This is a genomic window from Phycicoccus sp. 3266, from assembly GCF_031456495.1.
GTDB lineage: Bacteria > Actinomycetota > Actinomycetes > Actinomycetales > Dermatophilaceae > Pedococcus.
Window position 1 is genome coordinate 135467 of record NZ_JAVDUW010000003.1, and the last position, 24438, is coordinate 159904.

General features: G+C 72.7%; 21 protein-coding genes. 14 read left to right on the forward strand and 7 right to left on the reverse strand.

Annotated elements, in window-relative coordinates; translation table 11 throughout:
- Positions 1 to 21: 21 nt before the first annotated feature.
- On the reverse strand, positions 22 to 1341 hold the full coding sequence (gene sepH / locus J2X64_RS14990; protein ID WP_310156250.1) for a septation protein SepH: 1320 nt from the start codon (positions 1339 to 1341) through the stop codon (positions 22 to 24).
- A gap of 69 nt (positions 1342 to 1410) precedes the next feature.
- Here sepH and J2X64_RS14995 point away from each other — a divergent pair, with 69 nt between their 5' ends.
- From J2X64_RS14995 to J2X64_RS15005, 3 genes are read left to right on the forward strand one after another with little or no spacing between them, the layout of a single operon-like run.
- On the forward strand, positions 1411 to 2046 hold the full coding sequence (locus tag J2X64_RS14995) for a TRIC cation channel family protein (protein WP_310156255.1): 636 nt from the start codon (positions 1411 to 1413) through the stop codon (positions 2044 to 2046).
- Positions 2047 to 2058: 12 nt separating this feature from the next.
- Complete coding sequence (locus tag J2X64_RS15000) at positions 2059 to 3186, forward strand: ferrochelatase (RefSeq protein ID WP_310156257.1); 1128 nt, start codon at positions 2059 to 2061, stop codon at positions 3184 to 3186.
- A gap of 11 nt (positions 3187 to 3197) precedes the next feature.
- Positions 3198 to 4040 carry an inositol monophosphatase family protein gene (locus tag J2X64_RS15005; RefSeq protein WP_310156260.1) on the forward strand — a complete coding sequence of 281 codons (843 nt, stop codon included), beginning with the start codon at positions 3198 to 3200 and terminating at the stop codon, positions 4038 to 4040.
- A gap of 72 nt (positions 4041 to 4112) precedes the next feature.
- Here the strand turns inward: J2X64_RS15005 and J2X64_RS15010 are convergent, their stop codons facing one another.
- Complete coding sequence (locus J2X64_RS15010) at positions 4113 to 4301, reverse strand: hypothetical protein (RefSeq protein ID WP_310156263.1); 189 nt, start codon at positions 4299 to 4301, stop codon at positions 4113 to 4115.
- 365 nt (positions 4302 to 4666) lie between these two features.
- On the opposite strand from J2X64_RS15010, the gene J2X64_RS15015 reads away from it, so the two are divergent.
- Genes J2X64_RS15015 through J2X64_RS15035 form a run of 5 tightly spaced genes read left to right on the forward strand, consistent with a single transcriptional unit; the run spans position 4667 to position 7565 of the window.
- The gene (locus J2X64_RS15015) at positions 4667 to 4966 is read left to right on the forward strand and encodes a DUF4193 domain-containing protein (RefSeq protein WP_310156266.1); all 300 of its coding nucleotides are present in this window, start codon (positions 4667 to 4669) and stop codon (positions 4964 to 4966) included.
- Positions 4967 to 5024: 58 nt separating this feature from the next.
- Positions 5025 to 5519, forward strand: a complete 495-nt coding sequence (gene dut / locus J2X64_RS15020) for a dUTP diphosphatase (RefSeq protein WP_310156267.1) — start codon at positions 5025 to 5027, stop codon at positions 5517 to 5519.
- A gap of 8 nt (positions 5520 to 5527) precedes the next feature.
- Complete coding sequence (locus J2X64_RS15025; protein ID WP_310156270.1) at positions 5528 to 6379, forward strand: DUF3710 domain-containing protein; 852 nt, start codon at positions 5528 to 5530, stop codon at positions 6377 to 6379.
- A 6-nt stretch (positions 6380 to 6385) separates the two neighbouring features.
- Positions 6386 to 6808: an OB-fold nucleic acid binding domain-containing protein gene (locus J2X64_RS15030; protein WP_310156273.1), complete on the forward strand. Its 423-nt coding sequence runs from the start codon at positions 6386 to 6388 to the stop codon at positions 6806 to 6808.
- Entirely contained in the window at positions 6798 to 7565 is a 768-nt protein-coding gene (locus J2X64_RS15035; RefSeq protein WP_310156276.1) for a DUF3159 domain-containing protein, read from the forward strand. The genes J2X64_RS15030 and J2X64_RS15035 overlap by 11 nt, the downstream gene beginning before the upstream one ends.
- Positions 7566 to 7669: 104 nt before the next feature.
- Here J2X64_RS15035 and J2X64_RS15040 read toward each other — a convergent pair whose 3' ends face one another.
- Positions 7670 to 8350 (reverse strand): TrkA family potassium uptake protein, encoded by a 681-nt coding sequence (locus tag J2X64_RS15040; RefSeq protein WP_310156281.1) that lies wholly within the window; start codon positions 8348 to 8350, stop codon positions 7670 to 7672.
- A gap of 27 nt (positions 8351 to 8377) precedes the next feature.
- Complete coding sequence (locus tag J2X64_RS15045; RefSeq protein WP_310156284.1) at positions 8378 to 9046, reverse strand: TrkA family potassium uptake protein; 669 nt, start codon at positions 9044 to 9046, stop codon at positions 8378 to 8380.
- Between the two features lie 128 nt (positions 9047 to 9174).
- On the opposite strand from J2X64_RS15045, the gene J2X64_RS15050 reads away from it, so the two are divergent.
- The 5 genes from J2X64_RS15050 (at position 9175) to J2X64_RS15070 (ending at position 18371) form a co-directional block, all read left to right on the forward strand.
- The gene (locus J2X64_RS15050) at positions 9175 to 11133 is read left to right on the forward strand and encodes an APC family permease (protein ID WP_310157559.1); all 1959 of its coding nucleotides are present in this window, start codon (positions 9175 to 9177) and stop codon (positions 11131 to 11133) included.
- Positions 11130 to 12443, forward strand: coding sequence for a class I SAM-dependent RNA methyltransferase (locus J2X64_RS15055; RefSeq protein ID WP_310156286.1), 1314 nt, complete (start codon positions 11130 to 11132; stop codon positions 12441 to 12443). Before J2X64_RS15050 ends, J2X64_RS15055 begins: the two co-directional genes overlap by 4 nt.
- Positions 12440 to 12928 (forward strand): thioesterase family protein, encoded by a 489-nt coding sequence (locus tag J2X64_RS15060; RefSeq protein ID WP_310156289.1) that lies wholly within the window; start codon positions 12440 to 12442, stop codon positions 12926 to 12928. Before J2X64_RS15055 ends, J2X64_RS15060 begins: the two co-directional genes overlap by 4 nt.
- A 62-nt stretch (positions 12929 to 12990) precedes the next feature.
- On the forward strand, positions 12991 to 15786 hold the full coding sequence (locus J2X64_RS15065; protein WP_310156291.1) for an aconitate hydratase: 2796 nt from the start codon (positions 12991 to 12993) through the stop codon (positions 15784 to 15786).
- Positions 15787 to 17096: 1310 nt separating this feature from the next.
- The gene (locus tag J2X64_RS15070) at positions 17097 to 18371 is read left to right on the forward strand and encodes a hypothetical protein (RefSeq protein WP_310156293.1); all 1275 of its coding nucleotides are present in this window, start codon (positions 17097 to 17099) and stop codon (positions 18369 to 18371) included.
- Between the two features lie 164 nt (positions 18372 to 18535).
- On the opposite strand, the gene J2X64_RS15075 is transcribed toward J2X64_RS15070, so the two are convergent.
- Positions 18536 to 19930 (reverse strand): DUF222 domain-containing protein, encoded by a 1395-nt coding sequence (locus tag J2X64_RS15075; RefSeq protein WP_310156296.1) that lies wholly within the window; start codon positions 19928 to 19930, stop codon positions 18536 to 18538.
- A gap of 215 nt (positions 19931 to 20145) precedes the next feature.
- On the opposite strand from J2X64_RS15075, the gene J2X64_RS15080 reads away from it, so the two are divergent.
- Positions 20146 to 20892, forward strand: a complete 747-nt coding sequence (locus J2X64_RS15080; protein ID WP_310156298.1) for a hypothetical protein — start codon at positions 20146 to 20148, stop codon at positions 20890 to 20892.
- On the opposite strand, the gene J2X64_RS15085 is transcribed toward J2X64_RS15080, so the two are convergent.
- Both J2X64_RS15085 and J2X64_RS15090 read right to left on the reverse strand, forming a co-directional pair.
- The gene (locus J2X64_RS15085) at positions 20889 to 22949 is read right to left on the reverse strand and encodes a VWA domain-containing protein (RefSeq protein WP_310157561.1); all 2061 of its coding nucleotides are present in this window, start codon (positions 22947 to 22949) and stop codon (positions 20889 to 20891) included. The genes J2X64_RS15080 and J2X64_RS15085 overlap by 4 nt on opposite strands.
- 41 nt (positions 22950 to 22990) lie before the next feature.
- Positions 22991 to 24409 carry a magnesium chelatase gene (locus tag J2X64_RS15090; protein ID WP_310156301.1) on the reverse strand — a complete coding sequence of 473 codons (1419 nt, stop codon included), beginning with the start codon at positions 24407 to 24409 and terminating at the stop codon, positions 22991 to 22993.
- Positions 24410 to 24438: the final 29 nt, after the last annotated feature.

Consider the following 24438-nt stretch of genomic DNA (forward strand, 5'->3'; position numbering starts at 1 on the left):
CCCCAGGTCACGCGCGAGGCGTCACTCGCGGGGCTTGGCCCCGAACATGACGTCGTCCCAGCTCGGCACGCTCGGGCGACCGGTCCGCCGCTTGGCCGGCCGGTTGGACGCGGCCGGGGAGGACTGCTCCTTCGCGGGCGCCTCCTGCCGGGGCTCCTGCTGCTGGTCGGGCTCCGCCTGCGAGCGGTCCTCGGTCTCCGGCCGTGCCGGCTTCCGCTGTGCCCGGTCCTCGCGCTGCCGCGGGCTTGACTCGTCGGGCTCGTCGGTCTCCTGGCCCTCCGCAGCCGTGGAGGCGTCTGGCCCGGGCGCGGACCCGACGCCGGAGACGGGGTCCGGCCGGTCCTCGGGCGAGGTGTACGCGGCCGGCAGCACGTCGTGGCCGACCTCGCCGGCGGAGTCGGCGTCGAGCGGGTGCGGGCCCCTGGCCGCGGGCGGGGGTGGCATGGTCTCGGGGTCGTACGCGAAGTCCTCGAGGGGCAGTGCGTCCTCGCGCGGGGCCTCGTCGACCGGTGTCGCGGCGGGGCTGCTGCGGCGCCGGCGGGGACGACCCCGGTGGGCTGCCCGCTCGCGCATCGCCGACATGAGGTCGAGCGGCTCGTCGGGCACCGGAGGAGCGGCCTGGCGGCGTGGCGAGGACACACCGCCCTCGGCCTCCACGTCGTAGACCGTGGTCGCCCGGGCGGGCGTCGAGACCAGGTGGGGGGCAGGCAGGGGAGAGGCCGGGGTGGCCGCCTCCTCCTCGCTGAGCCAGCGGGCCTCGTCGTCGGCGGCCGTGACGGTGCGCGCCTGCACGTCGAAGGCCCACCGCGCCTGCCGCTCGCGGCCACCGGCGGGGAAGGTGAGGATGACGGTCCACTCGCCGCTGTCGTTGCGCGCGGAGTCCCACTCGGCGAGCGCCGGGTCGACGCCGCGGCCGGACAGGCGCTGGCTGACCCGCGCGGCGAGCGTGGTGGCCTGCTGCCCACCGCCGCCCCGGGCGCGCACCCGCACGGTCCGGGCCAGGCCGGCGACGTACTCGCGCTCGGCCAGGATCGGGCCCTCGTAGCGGGCGACCTTCTCGACGGTCCAGCCCGAGCGCTCGGCGACCTCGGCGGCGGAGTAGCCCGCCCGGATCAGGGCCTGCACCTCGCGGGGACGCATGCCGCCGTCGATCTCGATCTGCAGCTGGCCGAGGCGTGGGCGGTCACGGCGCACGGCAGCGCGGAGCGGCTCGTCGAGCTGCACCCGGAACCGCTCGCCCTCGTTGTCGGACAGCAGCAGGTGCTGACCGTCCTCGTGGACTCCGATGAGCCGCAGGTCTCGCATTGCCTCTCCCGTACCGCCCTGGTCTGTGCTGGGCATCGGCTCGACTCTGCCATCCGTGAGGTCCCCACGAAAGCGCCCACGCCGCGCAGGTACTTTTGACCTGCGATGCTCACCCTCGACACCCACCTGCAGCTGGTCCTCGACCTGGTCGGGGTCTTCACGTTCGCCCTGTCCGGGGGACTGGTGGCGGTGAAGAAGCGGCTCGACCTGTTCGGGGTGCTGGTGCTGGCCGGGGCCGCGGCGCTGGGTGGCGGGGTGCTGCGCGACCTGCTGATCGGCGACGTGCCGCCGGTCGGCATCTCGGACTGGCGGCTGGTGACCAGCGCCGTCGTCGCCGGGCTCGTGACCTTCGTCTACCACCCGGGAGTCGAGCGCATCTCGCGGTTCGTGCGGGTCCTCGACGCCGCCGGCCTGGCCGTCTTCGCGATCGGCGGGTCGCTCAAGGCCCTCGGCGCAGGCATGGACCCCCTCACCTCGGTGCTGGTGGGGGGCATCACCGCCGTCGGCGGCGGCATGCTGCGCGACCTGCTCGCCGGGCAGGTGCCGGAGGTGCTGCGCCGGGAGATGTACGCGCTGCCCGCGCTCTTCGGGTCGGCCCTCATCGTGACCGCCCACCACTTCAACCTGGTCACCCCGATCGTCATCTGGGCCTGCGTCGCGTTCGTCTTCGTGGTCCGGATGGTGGCCGTCGTCCTGGACGTCCACGCCCCCCGTCCCCTGCGCACCGAGCTTCCCCAGTGAAGGATTCCTCCTGTGAGCACCCCTGAGAACACCGCCAGCCCCCTCGCGCCGTACGACGGCATCCTGCTGCTGTCCTTCGGCGGCCCCGAGAAGCCCGAGGACGTCCTGCCGTTCCTGCGCCGGGTCACCGCGGGCAAGAACATCCCCGACGAGCGGCTGGAGGAGGTCGGCGAGCACTACTACGGCTTCGGCGGCCGCAGCCCGATCAACGACCAGAACCGCGCCCTCATCGCCGCCCTGCGCGCCGAGCTGGACCGCCGGGAGATCGACACCCCCATCGTCTGGGGCAACCGCAACTTCACCCCGTTCGTGGCCGACGCCCTCACCGAGGCGCACGAGCACGGCATACGACGGCTCGTGACCGTGATGACCAGCGCGTACTCCTGCTACTCCTCGTGCCGGCAGTACCGCGAGGACCTCGCCGCCGCGCAGCAGGAGGTCGAGGCCGCGGGTGTCGACGTCGAGCTCGACAAGGTCCGCACCTACGCCAACCACCCGGGCTTCTCGCGCACCAACAGCCGGCTGGTCACCGAGGCGGTCCGCGAGGTGCTGCGCTCCGGCGAGGACCCGTCGGCCGTGCGGCTGCTCTTCGTGACGCACTCCGTCCCGACCGCGATGGACGACACGTCCGGTCCCGGCGACGGCGAGGGCAACGCCTACTCCCGCCAGCACCTGGCCCTCGGCGCGGCCATCACCGAGGAGGTCAACGCCACCCTCGACACCGACCTCGAGGGCGAGCTCGTCTTCTGCTCCCGCTCCGGCCCGCCCACCCAGCCGTGGCTCGAGCCCGACGTCAACGACCGGCTCGAGGAGCTGGCCGCCGAGGGGGCCCGCACGGTCGTGGTGGCACCCATCGGTTTCGTGTCCGACCACATGGAGGTCGTCTACGACCTGGACACCGAGGCCGCGGAGACGGCCGAGCGGCTCCGGCTGCGCATGGTGCGTGTGCCCACCGTCGGCGTCGACCCCGAGTTCGTCTCGGGCCTGGCCGACCTGCTCCTCGAGCGGGCTGCCCTCGCGCGCGGCGAGCAGCCGCAGCAGCCGGCGTGGCCGGGCGACAAGCCGCTGAACTGGGTCTGCGCCCCCGGCTGCTGCCCCAACCTGCGCGTCGCCAAGCCCGCCCTGTGCGGCCGGGACTGACCGTGGACGCGGTGCTGCCGTCGGGGGAGGAGCTCGAGGAGCTCGAGCGCGTGGCCGTCACCGTGGCCGGTGAGGCGGGCCGGCTCATCGTCGACGAGCGCCCGCGCGACCTCGGCGTGTCGAAGACCAAGAGCACGGCCACGGACATCGTCACCGTGATGGACCAGCGCGCCCAGGACCTGCTCCGCGCCCGCCTGGGGCAGCTGCGCCCGCAGGACGGCTTCCTCGGCGAGGAGGAGGGCGGCGCCGCCGCCCGGTCCGACGTCACGTGGGTCGTGGACCCCATCGACGGCACCGTGAACTACCTCTACGCCCTGCCCGCGTATGCCGTGTCCGTCGCGGCCGTGGTCGGCGACCCCGCCACGCCCGGCGCGTGGCAGCCGGTCGCCGGGGCCGTGGTCAACCCCGTCACGGGCCAGCTCTTCCACGCCCGCGCGGGCGGTGGTGCGTGGCTGCGCACGGGCGACGGCGAGGACGAGCGGCTCGAGGTGGGGGCGCCCCCGGTGCTGGCCCAGGCGCTGACGGGCACGGGGTTCGGCTACGACCCCGAGCGACGGCGCGAGCAGGCGCGGCTCCTCGTCGAGGTGCTGCCGCGAGTCCGGGACATCCGGCGCCTCGGCAGCGCCGCGCTCGACATCTGCGCGGTGGCCCACGGCACCCTGGACTGCTACTACGAGCAGGGGCTCAACGCCTGGGACATGGCTGCCGCGTGGCTGGTGCTCACCGAGGCCGGCGGGGTCTTCACCGGGCTCGGGGACGCCCCGCCGACGCCCGACATGGTCGTGGCCGGGGCGCCGGCCCTGCACGCGGAGCTCGAGCGCGTCGTCCGCGAGGCGAGGGCCGCCCGCGCCTGACCGGTGCCAGGCCCACGGTGACGATCGTCCCGGCGCCCGACGGCGACGGGACCGCCGGCCACCGCCCTCGCGTCAGGCGCTGGCGGCGAACCCCGCCAGCTCCGGGATGCGCAGGCCGTGCTCGTCAGCGAGGCGGGCGAGGTTCTCCAGCTCGGCCTCCCGGACGGAGGCGAGGTAGTCGTCACCGGACTCCCGCGCCCCGCGCAGGGACTCCATGGCGCTCTGGGCGTGGGAGCGGATCTCACTGTGGAACTCGGTCATCGTGCACCCCTCTCTTCGTCTGGGACGAGGTGTAGGTCGGGCTCGGGCCGGAGCAGAGACTCTATGCACCCGAACGCAGGAACCGGGAACCGGGTTGCCCGTCTTGGGTGAACAGTGGGTGAATGCAGACGCTTCCTTGGCGTTTGGAACCGCCACGTTCGGGCAGAAACGGGACGCTTCACGAGGACGCCGGCGAGAGTGCGGCAGGCGAATCTGGACCCGATGGTGACGCCCCGGTCTCCATGGGGCACAATCCCGGCCTGCGGTGGGCACAAAACCGCACGCACCTGCGTTGACACCGGCGAAATGGCTTCCCGGCGAGCGGGAGGCCAGATGTACCGAGCAACAGGAGAGCGACAGCGACCATGGCGACTGACTACGACGCGCCGCGCAAGACCGATGACGAGCTGTCCGAGGACTCGATCGAGGAGCTGAAGTCCCGACGGGTCGACAAGAGCGCCTCGAGCGTGGACGTCGACGAGGCCGAGCAGGCCGAGGGCTTCGAGCTCCCGGGTGCCGACCTGTCCGGGGAGGAGCTCTCGGTCCGGGTCATCCCGCGGCAGAGCGACGAGTTCACCTGCTCCCGGTGCTTCCTGGTGCACCACCGCAGCCAGCTGGCCAGCGAGGCCGGCGGGGTGCTGGTGTGCCGGGAGTGCGCCGCGTAGGTGGCACCCGCGTCCGGACGGACGACGGCAGGGCCGGGCAGGGATAGGGTCAGTCCACGTGGCTGACCCTTCCCGCGTCCCGGAGCCGGCGGTGCCCGTGCACCTGCGCCGGCTCGACCCGGACCTCCCGGTGCCCTCGTACGCCCACCCGGGCGACGCCGGCGCCGACCTGCACGCAGCGGTCGAGGTGACCCTGGCCCCGGGTGAGCGCACGCTCGTTCCCACCGGGGTGGCCCTCGCCCTGCCGGAGGGCTACGTGGGGCTGGTGCACCCACGGTCCGGGCTCGCGGCCCGGCACGGCATCACGATCGTGAACGCACCCGGGACCGTGGACTCCGGCTACCGCGGGGAGGTGCTGGTCAACCTGGTCAACCTCGACCCCTGCGAGGAGTTCACGGTGCGCCGTGGTGACCGCATCGCGCAGCTCGTGGTGCAGCAGGTCGCCCGCGTGCAGTTCCTCGAGGTCGATTCGCTCGAGGACAGCTCCCGGGGTGACACTGGACACGGGGCCAGTGGTGGCTTCGGGCACCACACCACGACGACGAAGGACTGACGACAGCAGTGGGCATCTTCCGACGAGGCAAGCAGACCGCGGCGACCGACGAGACGGTTCCCGCCGACGCCGTCGACGACCTCTCCGTCGAGGACTCCGCCGCGGACGCCGACGCGGACACCGCCACGGTCGGCTCCGCGGACCTGGCGACCGGCTACGACGAGGACACCAGCGGCCCGTCCGACGCGGACGCGACCGGCGCACCGCGCACGGGCCGCCGCGAGGAGCTCGGCCCGTTCGACAGCTCGGAGGTCGACGGCGAGTCGGACGGCCGGCTCGATCTCGGTGGCCTGCGCATCCAGGGCGTCCCCGGGATGGAGCTGCGGCTCGAGGTCGACGAGGAGGCGGGGCAGGTGGTCGGCGCGACTGCCGTCATCGCCGACTCCGCCGTGCAGCTCCAGGCCTTCGCCGCCCCCCGGACCGCCGGCATCTGGGACGAGATCCGCGGCGAGATCGCGGAGTCGATCCTCAACCAGGGGGGCACCGCCGACGAGGTCCGCGGCGAGCTCGGCCTCGAGCTGCGCACGCGCATGCCGTCCGCCGGTCCCGACGGGCGGACCGTCTTCGCCCCGGCGCGGTTCGCCGGCGTCGACGGCCCGCGCTGGTTCCTGCGCGCCGTGTTCTCCGGCCGTGCGGCGATCGAGGACGAGGCGGCCGCCCCGCTGCTGGAGGTGGTGCGCAACACGGTCGTCGTCCGCGGCGACGCCGCGATGGCCCCGCGGGAGATGCTCCCGCTCCAGCTCCCGGCCCAGGCCGAGGTGCCGGAGGGCGACGCGACCGAGGGCGACGACGCACCCGCCCGGCGCGCCGACGACCTCAAGCCCTTCGAACGCGGCCCCGAGATCACCGAGGTCAGGTAGGCAGCCATGGCTCACCCCAGCACCCCGACCCGGGTCGGCGGCACGGGCACGAAGGAACACCGGTCGGCCCTGGCCCGGCTCGGCGAGCGGCTCACCAAGTCGGTGACGCAGATCGAGGCCGACGAGCTGCAGGAGGACGCCGCCCGCATGGGCTGCACCCCCATGTGCGACCTCGTCGACCGGCAGGAGGCGACGGTGTCCGGCACCGTCCGCGCGGTGACGCTGCGCCCCCGCGTCAACGTGCCGGCCCTCGTCGTCGACCTCTACGACGGCAGCCGCACCATCAACCTCGTCTGGCTCGGCCGTCGCACCATCGGCGGCATCTCGCCGGGCACCTACCTGCGGGCCAGCGGCCGCGTCACCTGGACGCGCGGCGTGCCCACCATCTTCAACCCGTCCTACGAGATCGTCCCGCCGCGTGGCCACTGACCGCCCGGCTGCGGACGTCGGCGGGACCACGGTCCCGCTGACGACGGTGGAGGAGGTCATCCGCCACCGGCTGTCGGCGACCCTCGGCGGCTGGCGCGGCTCGCTCGAGACCGCCCTGCCCACGCTCGCCTTCGTCGTGGCGTGGGTCGCGCGGAACGACCTGCGGACGGCCGTCGTCGCCGCCGTCGCCGTGACGGTCGTGCTCGCCGTGGTCCGGCTCGCCCAGCGCCAGAGCGTCAAGTTCGTGCTGCAGGCCGTGGTGCCGACCGTGGTCGCCGCCGTCTTCGCGCTGCGCTCGGGCCGGGCCGAGGACGCGTTCCTGCCCGGCATCCTCTGGAACGCCGTCATGGGCGTCGTCGCGGTCGTGTCCGTCGCGACCCGCTGGCCGCTGGTGGGCTTCATGGTCGCCGCGGGCGACCCGGACCTCGCCGAGGACCCCCTGGGGTGGCGGCGCGACCGCGGGCTGGTCCGCGTCTGTCAGCGGCTGACCCTCGTGCTGGTCGCGATCTTCGCCATCCGGCTCGCCGTGATGGTCCCGCTCTACCTCGCCGGCGCCGTCGCGGCCCTCGGCGTCGCCAAGATCGTCCTCGGGTGGCCGCTGTGGCTCGGCGCCGTCGCGGTCATGGGCGTGCTGCTGGTCCGGGGCCACACCCCGCAGGAGGTCGCGCCGGGGACCGAGGTGGAGCACGCACCCCACCACGCCGTCGAGGTCGCCGAGCGCGGCCCGGCGACGGACACCGAGTCCGCAGCCCGCTAGCGCAGGCGGCCAGGGACACCGAGACCGCACCGCGCTGAGACGCGCGACGCCCCCGGGGAGCCGTGGGCCGCGAGTCGGTCGGTCGTGCGCGACGCCGGCGCGGGTCAGTCGGCCGCGCGCGGCACCCGGTCGCCCGGGCTGAGCATCGCCTCGAGCTCGTCCTCGAACTCCGGGGTCGTGATGAACAGCAGCTCGTCGTGCGGCTCGAGCGAGTCGTCCCGGCTCGGTGCGATCGGGTGGTCCTCGCGGATGATGCCCACGAGCACCGTCTCCCCGGGGAACGCCACGTCGCCGGCGCGCTTCCCGGCATACGGGCTGTCGGCCGGCAGCGTGAGCTCGACCATGGTGGCCTGGCCCTGCTGGAACTGGAAGATCCGGACGAGGTCGCCCACGCTCACGGCCTCCTCGACGAGGGCGGTCATGAGGCGCGGCGTCGACACGGCGACGTCCACCCCCCAGGCCTCGTCGAACATCCACTCGTTCTTCGGGTTGTTGACCCGGGCCACGGTGCGGGGGACGCCGAACTCGGTCTTGGCGAGCAGCGAGACGACGAGGTTGACCTTGTCGTCACCGGTCGCGGCGACGACGACGTCGCACTCGGCGAGGCCGGCCTCGTGCAGGGCGGTGATCTCACAGGCGTCGGCGAGCAGCCAGCTCGCCTCGGGGATCCGGCTCTGGATCTCCTTGCGCTCCTTGTCCATGAGCAGCACCTGGTGGCCGTTGTGCAGCAGCTCGCGGGCGATGGAACGGCCCACGCTGCCGGCGCCGGCGATGACGACACGCATCGATGTCCTCCTGGTTCGTGCTTCTCGTCAGTGCTCGCTGGGAGCGGGCGGGGCATCGAGCGTGCGCTCCACCGACGGCAGGTCGCTCACCAGGGTGGCGACGTGCAGCAGGTCGCCCTCCTGGAAGACCGTGTCGTGCTCGACGAGGATGCCGGAGCCGAGCCGGGTCAGGTATGCCGTGCGGGCGCCCGTGGCCTCCTCGAGCGCGCTGATGCGGTGGCCCACCCATGCGGGGTTGACCGTCACCTCGGCGATGACGACCTTGCCGGAGGGGTCCACCAGCTCGGGCACGTGGCCCTGGGGGAGCAGGCGGCGGATCATCTGGTCGGAGGTCCACTTCACCGTGGCCACGGTGGGGATGCCGAGCCGCTGGTAGACCTCGGCGCGGCCGGGGTCGTAGATGCGGGCGACCACGTGCTCCACGCCGAACGTCTCCCGGGCCACGCGGGCCGCCAGGATGTTGGAGTTGTCACCGCTCGAGACGGCCGCGAAGGCGTAGGCGTCGTCGATGCCCGCCTCCTTGAGGGTGTCGCGGTCGAAGCCCACGCCGGTGACGCGGCGCCCCTCGAAGGAGGACCCCAGCCGGCGGAACGCCGACTCCTCCTGGTCGATGACGGCGACGTCGTGGCCCTGCGCCTCGAGGCTGTGCGCGAGGGAGGACCCGACCCGCCCACAGCCCATGATCACGAAATGCACGACGCCGACGCTACACCGAGGCGAGACCCCCGGCGGAGGGCGGCGCGCAGGGGCCTCCCGGGCCCCATAGAGTGTTCGCCGTGCCAACCTCTGGACGCGTCCTCAAGCGGGTGCTCGTCGGGCGCGCGATGCGCAGCGACCGCCTCGGGGAGACCCTGCTCCCCAAGAAGCTCGCGCTCCCCATCTTCGCCAGCGACGCGCTGTCCTCCGTGGCCTACGCCCCGGACGAGATCTTCCTGACCCTCGGCCTCGCCGGCGGCTTCCTGGCCCTGACCCACTCGTGGCAGATCGGCCTGTGCGTCGTCGCCGTCATGCTGGTCGTCGTCGCGTCCTACCGGCAGAACGTCCACGCCTACCCCTCCGGCGGTGGCGACTACGAGGTGGCCAACACCAACCTCGGGCCCAAGGCCGGCCTCACCGTCGCCTCGGCCCTGCTCGTCGACTACGTCCTCACCGTCGCGGTCTCGATCTCCTCGGGCGTGCAGAACGCCGCCGCCGCCCTGCCCTTCATCCGCGGGCACGAGGTCGTCGTCGCCGTGGCGCTGGTCGTGCTGCTCACCGCGATGAACCTGCGCGGCGTGCGCGAGTCGGGCAAGGCGTTCGCCATCCCGGTCTACGCGTTCATGGCCAGCGTCATCGGCATGGGCGTCGTCGGGCTCATCCGGGAGGTGACCGGCACGCTGCCGCAGGCCGAGAGCGCGAAGCTGACGCTCGCCCCCGAGACGGGGTTCGAGTCCCTCGGCGGCTTCGCCCTGATGTTCCTGCTGCTGCGGGCGTTCTCCTCCGGCTGTGCCGCCCTCACCGGTGTCGAGGCGATCTCCAACGGCGTCCCTGCGTTCAAGAAGCCCAAGTCCCGCAACGCCGCGACGACGCTGCTCATGATGGGCCTGGTCGCCATCACGATGCTCATGTCGATGCTGGTGCTGGCGAAGTGGACCGGCATCAAGTACGCCGAGAACCCGGCCAAGCAGCTGCTGCTCGACGGCAAGCCGGTCGGCGACGGCTACGTCCAGGACACGATCATGGGGCAGGTCTCCAAGGCCGTGTTCTCCGGCTTCCACCCGGGCGTCGTCATCGTCTCCATCGTCGCCGGGCTCATCCTCGTCCTCGCCGCCAACACGGCGTTCAACGGCTTCCCGGTGCTGGGCTCGATCCTGGCCAAGGACGGCTACCTGCCGCGCCAGCTGCACACCCGCGGTGACCGGCTCGCCTTCTCCAACGGCATCCTCATCCTCGCCGGCGCCGCTGCGTTCCTCATCATCCTGTACAACGCCGAGGTCACGAAGCTGATCCAGCTGTACATCGTCGGCGTCTTCGTCTCCTTCACGCTGAGCCAGACCGGCATGATCCGGCACTGGAACCGGCACCTGCGCCTCGAGCGCGACCCCAGGGCACGGGCCCGCATGATGCGCAGCCGGGTCATCAACGCGATCGGCGCGACCATGTCCGGCCTGGTGTTGGTGGTCGTGCTGCTCACCAAGTTCGTCCACGGCGCGGGCTACGCCATTGCGGCCATGGTGGTGCTGTTCTTCATCATGCTGCGCATCCACCGGCACTACGAGCGGGTCCGCGAGGAGCTGCGGGTGATGGAGGACGACAGCGAGGCGCAGCTCCTGCCGAGCCGCGTCCACGCCATCGTGCTCGTGTCCAAGATCCACAAGCCGACCCTGCGGGCGCTCGCCTACGCCCGGGCCACGCGGCCCAACCGGCTCGAGGCCATCACAGTCAACGTCGAGCCCGACGAGACCAAGGCCCTGCAGGAGGAGTGGGACCGGCGCCGGATCCCGGTGCCGCTCAAGGCCCTCGACTCGCCCTACCGCGAGATCACGCGGCCCGTGGTCGAGTACGTCAAGTCGCTGCGCTCGGGCCACCCCCGCGACGTGGTCGTCGTCTACATCCCCGAGTACGTCCTGGGCCGCTGGTACGAGCAGGTCCTGCACAACCAGAGCGCGCTGCGGCTCAAGGGCCGGCTGCTGTTCACGCCCGGCGTCATGGTCGCCAGCGTGCCGTGGCAGCTGCGGTCCTCCGAGGGCGTCGAGGAGCGGCTCGACGGCCCCACGGCGGGCTCGGTCCGGCTCGGCCAGTGAGCGAAGGCAGCGAGCCCACGGTGCCGGGCGGTGCCGGCGACCTGTCCGTCGGTGACGAGGTGGAGGTCGAGGTCGGCCCTGTCGCGCACGGCGGCTTCTGCGTCGCCAGGCACGAGGGTCGGGTCATGTTCGTGCGGCACGCCCTCCCCGGGGAGCGGGTGGTCGCCCGGGTCACCGAGGCGCGCGAGGGGCAGCGGTTCGTGCGGGCAGACGCCGTGGGCGTGACGACCGCCAGCCCGCACCGGGTCCAGCCGCCCTGTCCGTATGCCGGGCCGGGGCGGTGCGGCGGGTGCGACTTCCAGCACGCGGACCTGGCGTACCAGCGCGAGCTGAAGACCGCCGTCGTGCGCGAGCAGCTGTCCCGCCTTGCCGGGCTCGAGGTCGACGTCGAGGTCGAGGCGCTGCCCGGTGCGCCGGACGGCCTCGGCTGGCGCACGCGGGTCGAGTTCGCCGTCGACGAGAACGGCCGGGCGGGCCTGCGCAAGCACCGGTCGCACGACCTCGTCCCCGTCGACACCTGCCTCATCGCCGACCCGCGGGTGCTGGCCACCGGCGTGCTCGAACAGGACTGGGCGGGGGAGCAGTCGGTCGACGTCGTGGCGCCCTCGGTGGGGGAGCCCGTCGTGGTCCCCGTCCCCGGCGCCGAGGCGGTGCCCGTGGTCACCGAGGCCGTCCGCGGCGACCGGTTCTCCGGCGAGTTCGAGGTGTCCGCGCGTGGCTTCTGGCAGGTCCACCCGGCCGCCGCGACGACCTTCGTCGACACCGTCCTCGGCATGCTCGCGCCGCGTGCGGGGGACACCGCCCTCGACCTGTATGCCGGCGTCGGCCTCTTCGCCCGCGCGCTGGCCGAGCAGGTCGGCCCCACCGGCCGGGTCGTCGCCGTCGAGTCCGACCCGCGCGCCACGGACAAGGCCGAGCGCAACCTGGCGGCTCACCCGTCCACTCTGGTCGTGCGGGCCAGGGTGGACGACGCGTTCGGTGTCCCGCGGCCGACCCGCAAGGGGTCGTCGGGCAACCGGCGCGCGGCTCGCGGCCGCAAGCTGCGCCGTCACCCGATGCTGCCGCCGACGGCCGACCTCGTCGTCCTGGACCCGCCGCGCACCGGGGCGGGGCGCGAGGTCGTGGCGCAGGTCGCCGCGCTGGGTGCCAGGGCCGTGGCGTACGTCGCCTGCGACCCGGCGGCGCTCGCGCGCGACACGGCATACCTCGCCGACCACGGCTACGCCCTGCAGGCCCTGCGCGCCTTCGACGCCTTCCCCATGACCCACCACCTGGAGTGCATCGCGCTCTTCGAGAGGACCCGCACGTGAGCACCACCGACCGGACCGACCTGACCAGCGCCGCGGGGGAGCCCGGGACGAGCGGGACGGCCGCCGACCCGTTCGTGCACCGGGTCGAGGTCCACTTCTACGAGGTCGACCAGGTCGGGGTCGTCTTCAACGCGTGGTACCTCGCGTGGTGCGACGACGCACGTCTTGCCTACTGCGACTCGCGCGGGTACGGCATCGAGGAGGCCAGGGCGCACGACGCGATGCCGCTGGTGCGGCACGCCGAGATCGAGTGGCTCGCGAGCCTGTCCGCGGGGGACCACGCGGAGATCGTGGTCCGCCCGGTGCGCGTCGGCACCACGTCGTTCACCCTCCGGCACGAGATCCACCGGGCCGGCGACGGGCAGCTGTGCGCCGTCCTCACCATCACCTACGTGGCGGCCGGTCTCGCCGAGCGGACCAAGCGAGACCTTCCGCTTCCACTGCGTCGCGCGCTGGAGCAGGATCGATCGCAGAGCCCCTCCTGACGTGATATCTTGACGTCAAGATAAATCGGACGAAGAAGTCGACAGCATCGAAGGAGCCTGCAGTGGCCAGCACGAACAGCTTCAACGCCCACGGTGAGCTGAAGGTCGGTGACAGCTCCTACGAGGTGTACCGACTCTCCGCGGTCGAGGGCAGCGAGACCCTCCCGTACAGCCTCAAGGTGCTGCTCGAGAACCTCCTGCGCACCGAGGACGGCGCCAACATCACGGCCGACCACATCCGCGCGCTCGGCGGCTGGGACGAGAACGCCGACCCCGACACCGAGATCCAGTTCACGCCCGCCCGCGTGATCATGCAGGACTTCACCGGCGTGCCCTGCGTCGTCGACCTCGCCACCATGCGCGAGGCCGTCGCCGACCTCGGTGGCGACCCGACCAGGATCAACCCGCTCAGCCCGGCCGAGCTCGTCATCGACCACTCCGTCATCATCGACGTCTTCGGCCGTAAGGACGCCTTCGAGAAGAACGTCGAGATCGAGTACCAGCGCAACGGCGAGCGCTACCAGTTCCTTCGCTGGGGCCAGACCGCGTTCGAGGACTTCAAGGTCGTCCCGCCCGGCACGGGCATCGTCCACCAGGTCAACATCGAGCACCTCGCCCGCACGGTCATGGTGCGCGACGGCGTGGCCTACCCCGACACCTGCGTCGGCACCGACTCGCACACCACGATGGTCAACGGCCTCGGTGTGCTCGGCTGGGGCGTCGGCGGCATCGAGGCCGAGGCTGCCATGCTGGGCCAGCCGGTCTCCATGCTGATCCCGCGCGTCGTCGGCTTCAAGCTCTCCGGCTCGATCCCCTCCGGCGCCACCGCCACGGACGTCGTCCTCACGATCACCGAGATGCTGCGCAAGCACGGTGTCGTGGGCAAGTTCGTCGAGTTCTACGGCGAGGGCGTGTCGGCGGTGCCGCTGGCCAACCGCGCCACCATCGGCAACATGAGCCCCGAGTTCGGCTCCACCTGCGCCATCTTCCCGATCGATGACGTCACCCTGGAGTACCTGCGCCTCACCGGCCGCTCGGAGGAGTCGGTCGCGCTCGTCGAGGCCTACGCCAAGGAGCAGGGCCTGTGGCTGCAGTCCGGCCCGGACCAGCCCGAGGCTCGGTACTCCGAGTACCTCGAGCTCGACCTGTCGACCGTCGTCCCCTCGATCGCCGGCCCGAAGCGCCCGCAGGACCGCATCGCGCTCACCGACGCCAAGTCGGCGTTCCGCAAGGTGCTCCCGACCTACGTCGCCCACCACGAGGGCGACCCGGGCGCGGCCTCGTCCTTCCCCGCGAGCGACCCGCAGGCGGGTGGCGGCTCGGGCGACGGGTACAACGGCGGCGACCAGCCGGCATACGAGGGTGACGGCAGCGACCGTCCCTCGAAGAAGGTCACGGTCACGACGGCCGAGGGTGCCTCCTTCGAGATCGACCACGGCATCGTGTCGATCGCCTCGATCACGAGCTGCACCAACACCTCCAACCCGTCGGTGATGATGGCCGCCGCGATGCTGGCCAAGAACGCCGTCGACCGCGGCCTCACCGTGGCGCCGTGGGTGAAGACGTCGATGGCGCCCGGCTCCAAGGTCGTGACCGACTACTACGAGAAGGCCGGCATGTGGCCCTACCTCGAGAAGCTCGGCTTCCACCTCGTCGGCTACGGCTGCACCACCTGCATCGGCAACTCGGGCCCGCTGTCGGACGAGATCTCCAAGGCGATCAACGACAACGACCTCGCTGTCGTGTCGGTGCTGTCGGGCAACCGCAACTTCGAGGGCCGGATCAACCCGGACGTGAAGATGAACTACCTGGCGTCGCCGCCGCTGGTCATCGCCTACGCCCTCGCCGGCACGATGGACTTCGACTTCGAGTCCGAGCCGCTGGGCCAGGACACCGACGGCAAGGACGTCTTCCTCAAGGACATCTGGCCCACGCCGGACGACGTCGAGCACACGATCGCCCAGTCGATCAACCAGGAGATGTTCACCAAGGACTACGCCGACGTGTTCGCCGGCGACGAGCGGTGGCAGTCGCTGCCGACGCCCGAGGGCAAGACGTTCGACTGGGCGCAGGACTCGACCTACGTCCGCAAGCCCCCGTACTTCGACGGCATGCAGATGGAGACGACCCCGGTCGAGGACATCGCCGGCGCGCGGGTGCTCGCCAAGCTGGGTGACTCGGTCACGACCGACCACATCAGCCCGGCCGGCTCGATCAAGGCCGACAGCCCCGCCGGCAAGTACCTCGCCGAGCACGGCGTCGAGCGCAAGGACTTCAACTCCTACGGCTCGCGCCGCGGCAACCACGAGGTCATGATCCGCGGCACGTTCGCGAACATCCGCCTGAAGAACCTGCTCCTCGACGGTGTCGAGGGCGGCTTCACGCGGGACTTCACCAAGGGCGGCGAGCAGACGACGATCTACGACGCCTCCGCCGCCTACCAGGAGGCCGGCGTTCCGCTCGTGATCCTCGCGGGCAAGGAGTACGGCTCGGGTTCGTCGCGTGACTGGGCCGCCAAGGGCACGCGCCTGCTGGGCGTCAAGGCCGTCATCGCCGAGAGCTACGAGCGCATCCACCGCTCCAACCTCATCGGCATGGGCGTCATCCCGCTGCAGTTCCCGCAGGGGGAGTCGGCGGAGTCGCTGGGTCTCGAGGGCACGGAGACGTTCTCGATCACCGGAATCGCCGAGCTCAACGAGGGCCGCACGCCGAAGACCGTGAAGGTCCGGGCCGAGAAGGACGGCGGCGAGCCGGTCGAGTTCAACGCGGTGGTGCGGATCGACACCCCCGGCGAGGCCGACTACTACCGCAACGGCGGAATCCTCCAGTACGTCCTGCGTTCGCTCGTGAACGGCTGAGTTCCCCTCCGCCGCAACGGAGTTCGCCAAGGGGTATGCCGCGTGGGAGACCACGCGGCATACCCCTTCTCCGTGCGCTGGCCGGGCCGTCCACCGTCCGCGCCGGTCGGGGACCCGCCCTGCGGAGAGACCCTGCGGACAGCCTGCGAACGCCCCTCCGAACGCCGTGCGGAGACTGCTGCCGACACGTCGCGCGGAGGGTGTCGGATCGCTGGTTCGGTTGCATCCCCTTCTGGTTGGTGTTGCACTGGGTGTCAGAAGTCCTTTGAGCCGGGGAGCTTGGGGGAGCAGGGGAATGAGGGGAATCGTGCCGTGGCGCCGCCTTGTGCGGCTGCTGCTCGGTGCCGGGTTCCTGTGTGTCGCGTGGGTGGTGCTCTCGTCGGTGGAGGCCCAGGCGGCTGACTCGCCGCGCCCCGCCGGCCTGCTCGCCGCCACGGCGTCCCCACCCCTCCTCCCGGCTCTCGACGAGGTCACGACGACGTCTGCGCAGGCGACTGCGGCTGTGACGGGCACTGCGACGGGGGTGGTGACGGCCCCGCTGGATGGCGCCGTCGCGGCCACCGTCGACACCACCCAGGAGGTCGTCGGGCAGGCGACGCGGGTGGTCGAACGGACCACGAGCAGCGTGCCCGTCGCGGGGCAGGCGGTCGCCGAGGTGACCCCCGTCGTCAGGGACGTCGTCGAGGACGTCACGACGCCGGTCGCTGACACGGTGGACGCCGCGCTCCCGCCTGCGCCGTCCGAGCCGGCTCCGGCTCCGTCTCCGGCGCCGTCGCAGGGAGTCGAGCCGACGGAGGCCACCGAGCCGCCGGCGGGGGAGCCGTCCACCGGGACGACTGCGCATGCGCAGCCTCGCTCGGAGCGCATGGCGCCCGAGGAGGGCGTGGCCCCCGAAGTCGTTGCGCCGCAGTCGATTGCGTCGTCCGGACCTGTCGGGCCGCCGAGCGGCGCGGTGGAGACGCGAGTCGCGTCGACGTCGCCTTCGTCAACGCCTTCGGTGGCGTCACCGAGGGGCGCGGACGATCCCGGTCCGGCGGTTCCGCTCGCTCCCGAACCGCAGGCACCGGCAGCGCCAGCTACCTCGAGCTCGTCCGGCCCGGTGGCCGGCGACGTCGCCGCACTGCCGTCGCACGTGGTGCTCCGTGCCGCGGTGTGCGCGCTCGGTTCGCGCCGCGCGGGGTCCCTGACGGGCTCCGACCCCGAACGACCCGACAGCCGTCCTGACTGATCGGCTCCCTTGCGTCCCTCGCCGGACGCGACAGAGCCATGCCCGCTCGTGCGGGCGACTTCACGATCAGGAAGGAACGACCATGCACGCATACGTGCGCAGGGGCCTCGAAGCGGCCCTGCTCGTCGGGGGAGGCATCCTGTTCTTCGCAGGGACGGCCTCGGCCGACGACACGAACGGGACGTCGGGCACCCTCGCCGGCAACCAGCTGGCGACCGTCGTCAGCGCGCCGGTGACGGCGTCCGGCAACACCATCTCGGTGCTGGGGGACTCCACGTCGAGCAGCTCGACGGGATCGAGCACGGCTGGTGGGGGCGGGACGGCCGGCTCCACCACGAACGGGACCGACTCGACCGCTGGGGGCAACCAGGTGGCAGCGCCGGTGTCGGCGCCGGTCGCCGCGTCCGGCAACAGCATCTCGGTGCTGGGGGATGCGACCTCGAGCGGCTCGTCCGCCTCGACGTCGACCAGCGGCTCGGGGGCGTCGGGCTCGGGTTCGACGACGAGCGGCACCGACTCGACGGCTGGTGGCAACCAAGTGGCAGCGCCGGTGTCGGCGCCGGTCGCCGTGTCCGGCAACAGCATCTCGGTGCTGGGGGACTCGGGCTCCAGCGGCTCGTCCGCGTCGACGTCGACCAGCGGGTCGGGGACGTCGGGTTCGACGGGATCGGGTTCGGGTTCGACGACCAGTGGGACGGACTCGACCGCTGGGGGCAACCAGGTCACCGCCCCGGTGGCTGCGCCGGTGACGGTCGGCGGCAACGCGGTGTCGGTGCTGGGGGACGCGTCCTCGAGCGGCGCGTCCGCATCGACGTCGACCAGCGGGTCGGGGACGTCGGGTTCGACGGGATCGGGTTCGGGTTCGACGACCAGTGGGACGGACTCCACGGCTGGGGGCAACCAGGTCACCGCCCCGGTCACGCTTCCCGTCACCATCGGGGGGAACGCGGTCTCGGTCGTGGGGGACGCCAGCACCGTCGACCCCTCGACGGGTGGGACGACCACCCCGCCCGGGGGTGGCTCGACGGTGCCCCCGGGCAGTGGGGGAGGCGGCTCGACGCCGCCCGGTGACGGTGGCGGCGGCTCCACCACACCGCCCGACACGACCGGCGGCTCCACGACCACGCCGGGCGGTTCCGGTGGCGGGGGCACGCCGAGTGGGGACGTCGTGGACCCCAGTGCGGGTCCGTCCAGCTCGGGCGCTGCCTCTGCGGTTCCCGCTCTGGACACCGCCGCAGGGACGGTCCTCGCCCACACGGGTGCTGCAGCCCTGCAGCTGCTGCTCCTGGCGCTGACCCTGCTGCTGGTGGGCGCGGCAGCGCTGACGACCAGGAAGTGGGTGCCCACGGCGGCCTGACCGAGGGCTGCGTCGGCCGCTGTCAGGTGCCGATGCGCGAGCCGGCGGTCCCGGGACTGAAACAGCCACGGTCCCGGGACCGCCCTCGGCCGCCCACTTCCGCCAGGCACGGACGCCTGGGCCGTGCACCGGGCAGGCTGCAGGCCCCGTCCGGCTGGGCGGGGTCAGGAGCAGGGACGTGGTCGGGGTGATGGACAGCCGTCGGGGTCGCCCGGCGGCGCCACACGGAGGCGGCTGCGTCGCAGCGCCTCGACCAGGTCGTCGTACGAGCCGGGGACGAGCTGCCACTGCACGACGGGCCCGTGGTCGCCCCCGACCACCGACCCGGCATACCGCTGCCGGTGCACCACGGTGTGGTGGGCGCGGCAGAGGAGGGCGGCGTTGCCGACGTCGGTCGCCCCGCCGTCGGCCCAGTGCACGAGGTGATGGGCATCGGTCCAGCGCGCGGGCTTGGAGCAGCCGGGGAAGGTGCAGCGCCGGTCCCGAAGCCACAGGTGTCTGATCTGACCGGGCGTGAACAGCCTCTTCGCCTGGCCCTGGTCGAGCACCTCACCGCGAGAGCCGAGCACGACCGGCACCACCTCGGCGTCGCATGCCATCCGCCGCACGGTGTCGGTGGTGAGCAGGGCGTCGCCGGAGGTCAGGCCGGCGCCCCGGCAGCGCCGCGTCAGCACATCGAGGCCGACGGTCACGACCAGGGTCGTCTTGGCCTGCCGCGGGATCCCGTCCGGCACCTCGACGGCGCGGCGGACGAGGTCGAGAAGGGCATCCGCGCGACGGGCGGCGGGGGTGCGCAGGTCGAGCTCGCCGGTCTCCTCGTCGCGGGAGGGTCTGGCGAGCGCGTCGACAGCGGCGTCGACGACCGCGGCGCCCTCGTCGTCGAGCAGCAACGTGTAGCGGGAGAGGCCGAGCGGGCCCCTGCTCTTGACCATCGACCGGTGTGCTCGCCGGGCGTCGTCCTCGTGCTCCACCAGCCGGTCGGGGCGCAGCTCGTTGGCGGTGTGGCGCAGGGCCACGGCGAGGTCACCCTCCGACAGGCCGCCGTGCCCGCGCGCGGAGTCGAGGAGGATGCCGGTCAGGCTCTCGAGCTGGTCGGCATCGGCCAGGCCGCGCACGGACCGGTGGAACCGGACCAGCTGCGCCGCCTTCGAGACCGGCAGGCTCGAGGCGGTGTCGCCGGTGCAGGCTGCCGTCGCGGCCGCGACCACGTCGGCCAGTCGAGGCTCGTCCGCGGACCCCGCCACCGCGTCGGCGGCGAGGACGGTCCGCTGGGGCAGCTCCGGTGCGACGGCCCGGGCCCAGTCGACAGGACCCCATCCCTCGCCCTGGTCCAGGCTGCGCCGCTTCGCCTCCGCGAGGACCGAGACGAGGTGGGCGTCGACGCACGCCGAGAGGCGGCCCAGCAGCTGCAGGGCCGCCGTGACCTCCCCCTCGCCCAGGGCCCACAGCCGCTCCGGCGACGAGGAGGTCATCGCCTCGAGTGCCGCCGCCGTGGCAGCCAGCACCGGCCTGGGCCCGGCGGCTCCTCGCCAGGCGAAGCCCTCGTCTGCGGTGGACATGACCCAAGCCTAGGTGCGACCACCGACAGCCGAACGTCGATGAGCGCAAGCGAAAGCGACTGGGCCACAACGACTTCTGGCGTCACCGGTAGTCCACCCTGTTCCTTCCGGTGATGGTCTGCCGACGTCCCTGCCAGGTCGAGCTGCCTCCCCCGAACGGTCGACATCCGACGGTCCCGGCCACCCACGCCGGGTCATCGTGCCAGCCTGCCGGCATGGGGATGGACGTCTACGTGGGGCCGCTGTCGCGGTACCTCGCGCGGAACTGGATGACCGTCGTGCAGCAGGTCGGGGCCGCGACGGGCCGCCGCGTGCAGGTGCTGAACGTCGGCGACTCACCGGCCAGCCAGGACGACGCGCAGCCGTTCCTCGACGACGAGGCGGCCGATGTGATGGTCAGCACCTGGCAGGCGGAGCTGCTCGCGGCCCTCGGCAGCGACACCCCCTGGGACGACCACCACGACCTGCCGTACTGGACGGACAAGCCCGACTGGGACGGGTACGGCGGCCTGGTGCTGCTTGCGGCATACCTCGAACGTCCCGAGCTCGTCCCCACCTCGCGGGGCGGTCTCTTCCGGCGCGCGCACGCCGACGACCCACGCGGGTTCCAGCGGGCGGAGGCCTACCAGGCGGCCAGCGCCGCCCCGGCGCGCTTCCCCAGCCTGCTCGGCGGCACCGAGTGGTGGTTGCCGGTCGAGACCCGCGGTCGCGTGTTCCGGGCGCCACGCCCCGACGGACCGGTGACGACCATGGCACCGGTGAGCCGCCTGCTGCTCGAGCTCAAGGAGGTCGCCGAGGCCATCGGTCTCACCGACCGCGAGGAGCGAGTCGCGATCCGGGCGGCCGGACCACCCGACCGCGACGCGGACGTGGAGACCTGCGCCCGGTTCGGGCTGTCGACGCTGCTGCCGCTGGCGGGCAAGGCGTACGTCGAGCGCCAGCCGCTGCTCCTCGACTTCTAGTCGTCGACCCAGAAGCCGCGTCCGCCACCGAACCAGTCGCCGAAGTGGTCGCGGTACGACCCGCCGCCCCGGCCGCCGCGCGAGCCCAGGTAGCTGCCGACCACCGCCGCACCGAGGTCGTCGAGCTCGGGGGCGACGACGCGTCCCTCGACCCGCTTGGCCATCTGCTCGACGAACCGTGCCAGCCCCGGGTCCTCGCCGAGCCGGAAGAACGTCGCCTGCGCCCCGAGCCGCGCCACGTTGTCGAGCTCGCGCACGCTGTAGGCGATCGTGAGCGGGTGCGGCGGGTAGTCGAAGTAGACGCCGCCGTCCGGCTCGAGGTGGGCGGTCGGCTCGCCGTCGGTCACGACGAGCAGCACCGGCTGCGCGCTCGGGTGCTTGCGGAAGTGCCTCTGCGCCAACAGGAGTGCGTGGTGCAGGTTGGTGCCCTTGGCCCACTCGGCGTCGAGCGCGGTGAGCTCCTCGATCTCCATGACCTGGGCGTGCCGGCCGAACCCGATGAGCTGCAGGTGGTCGCCCCGGAACCGCGTCCGCACGAGGTGGTGCAGCGCGAGCGCCGTGCGCTTCATCGGCACCCACCGCCCGTCCATCGCCATCGAGAACGACGTGTCCACCAGGAGCGCCACCGCCGCCTGCGTGCGTGCCTCCGTCTCGGAGACCTCGACGTCGCGGATGTCGATGCGTATGCCGGGTGCCCGGCCGACGCCGGCGCCCCCACGTCCCAGCCCGCCCCCGGAGGAGGCTGTGCGCAGGACGGCGTTGGTGACGGAGCGGGTGACGTCCCACGGCTGGGTGTCGCCGAACTGCCACTCGCGGGTGGCACCGCTCGGTTCCGCCGCGGCGCCGGACTGCCGGACGTCACGCTGTCCCTGCCGGCCCGACAGTCGTTGTGCCACGTCACGCAGCAGCGCCCGGCCCAGCTGGCGCATCGCCTTGGGGGAGAGGCGGAGCTGGCCGTCCGAGGTGCGGTTGAGGTAGCCGGAGTCGCGCAGCGCCTTTTCGAGGCGGGAGAGCGTGCGCGCGTCGACCGCGGCGGCGTCACCGACGAGGCGAGCCAGGGCGTCGACGTCGATGTCGTCCATCCGCGCACCCGGGTAGGACTGGGACAGCTGCTCGCTCAGCTGGTCGAGGGCGGCGAGGTCCTGCAGGGCGCCGGTGCCGTCGCCGAGCCCGAGCCCCTGCGAGCCCTCGAACTGCTCCGACCCCGACCAGTCCTCGCCGGGCCGCAGTGCCTGGAGGTTCGCGTCGAGGTCGGCGAGGGCGTCCATGAGGGCCGGGCTGCCGAACGCCTGCGCCGACAGCTCCATCAGCTCGGCGCGCTGCTCCGGCGTCATCGAGTTGAGCATCCGCTGGGCCGCGGCGGCGCGCTGCGCCAGGCTGTCGACGAGCTCCTCCACGGACTGGGGGTTGTCCGGGAAGTAGTCGCCGTGCTGCTCCATGAACTCGCGGAACTGGTCTGTGGTGTCCTCGCCACGGCGGTGTGCCGCGAGCAGGTCGTTGAGGTCGGACAGCATGCGCCGCACGTCCTCGCGGTCCTCGTCCGTGGCGTTCTCCAGCGCCTGCTTCATCCCGGCGAACCGCTGGTCGAGGGCCTCACGGCCGAGCAGGTCCTTGATCCGCTCGTAGTCCTCCCGGGCGGAAGGGCTGCGCCACTGGTAATCGGCGAGCTCGCTCACCGCTCCGGCCGTCGACGGCGGCAGGTTCTCCATCCGCATCTCGGCGAACCGGGCGTCGTCGTCGAGGTCGCGGGCCAGCTGCTTGCGCTCGGCCAGGACCGCCCGGTCGAGCAGCTCCTTGACCTCCTGCAGGGTGCCGTCGAGCGAGTGCCGCTGCAGCAGCTCCTGGCGCTTGCGGGCGACCTGTGCCGCCAGGTCGTCCAGGCCCGTCTGCTGGCGCGAGCCCCGGCGGAGGTACTCACGCATCGCGTGCTCCGCGGAGTACCCCGCCATGACGTCCTCGCCGATGGCGTCGAGGGCCTGGGCGAGGTCGACCGGTGGAGCGAGCGGGTCGGGACCACCTGAGTACCGGGCGTAACGGGCCCGGTGCCCACGGGCCATTCCGTGCGGGCCGCGCCCACCCGGCATAGCGGAGGACTCGCTCATCCGTAGACCGTCTCGCCGTCGGCGCTGTCCTTGTCGATCCGGCGCGCCAGGTAGAGCGCCTCGAGGGCCAGCTCCACGGCGCCGGCACGGCCGCCGTCCGTGGTGGCGCCCAGGCGGTCGGCGAGCTGGTCGTAGAGGTCGGACTCGCCCAGCACGGGTAGGCCGGTCAGCACGTCGCGCGCCGACACCTGCTCGCCCGTCGTGACGCTGGCACCGTTCTCCAGGGCGGAGACGAGCAGCCCGAGGTCGATGCCGCCGAGGTGGCGGCGTGCGGTCTCGGCGACAGCGGTGCGCAGCAGGTGGGTGAGGACCTCCTGCTCGCGGCCCTCCTCGCCGGTCTCGAACTCGATCTTGCCGCCGAGGACCTCGACGGCGCTGTCGAGGTCGACGACGCGGGCGATTGCCTCGTCCTCACCCTGCCGGGTGGCACGGTGCAGGGCGGCGGCCGCGACCGTCTCCGCGCCTGCGATCGCGAAGCGGGCCGAGACGCCCGAGCGCTGGTCGACCGACGACGACTCCCTCAGCCCGCGGGTGAACCGCGCGAGGATCTCCACGAGGTGGTCGGGCAGCTCGGCGACGAGGTCGGCCTCCTGTCGGATCACGGCCATCTCGTCCTCGAGCTCGCGCGGGTAGTGCGTGCGGATCTCGGCGCCGAACCGGTCCTGCAGCGGCGTGATGATCCGGCCTCGGTTGGTGTAGTCCTCGGGGTTGGCGCTGGCCACGACGAGCACGTCCAGGGGCAGCCGCAGGACGTACCCGCGGATCTGGATGTCGCGCTCCTCCATGACGTTGAGCATCGCCACCTGGATGCGCTCGGCCAGGTCGGGCAGCTCGTTGATCGCGACGATCCCCCTGTGGCTGCGGGGGATCAGGCCGAAGTGGATCGTCTCGGGGTCGCCCAGCGAGCGGCCCTCGGCGACCTTCATCGGGTCGACGTCGCCGATGAGGTCGGCGACGGAGGTGTCCGGGGTGGCGAGCTTCTCGGCATACCGCTCGTCGCGGTGGCGCCACGCCACCCGCAGGTCGTCGCCGAGCTCGGCGGCGCGCCGGATCGACGCGGGGGAGACGGGGTGGAACGGGTGCTCGCCGAGCTCGGAGCCCTCGATGACGGGGGTCCACTCGTCGAGCAGGCCGACGAGGCTGCGCAGCAGGCGGGTCTTGCCCTGGCCGCGCTCACCGAGCAGGACGACGTCGTGCCCGGCGAGCAGCGCCCGCTCGAGCTGGGGGATCACGGTGCTCTCGAAGCCGTGCAGGCCGGGCCAGGGGTCCTCGCCGGCGGCAAGCTTGGCCAGCAGGTTGTCGCGGACCTCCTGGCGCAGCGGCTTGTGCTGGTGGCCGGAGGCGCGCAGCTCGCCCACGGTGCGGGCAGTGGGAGCGGGAGTCGGAGTGGTGGTCGCGGAGGAAGGGTGCGTCACCGCCTCACGCTAACTCCGAAGCCGCGGAT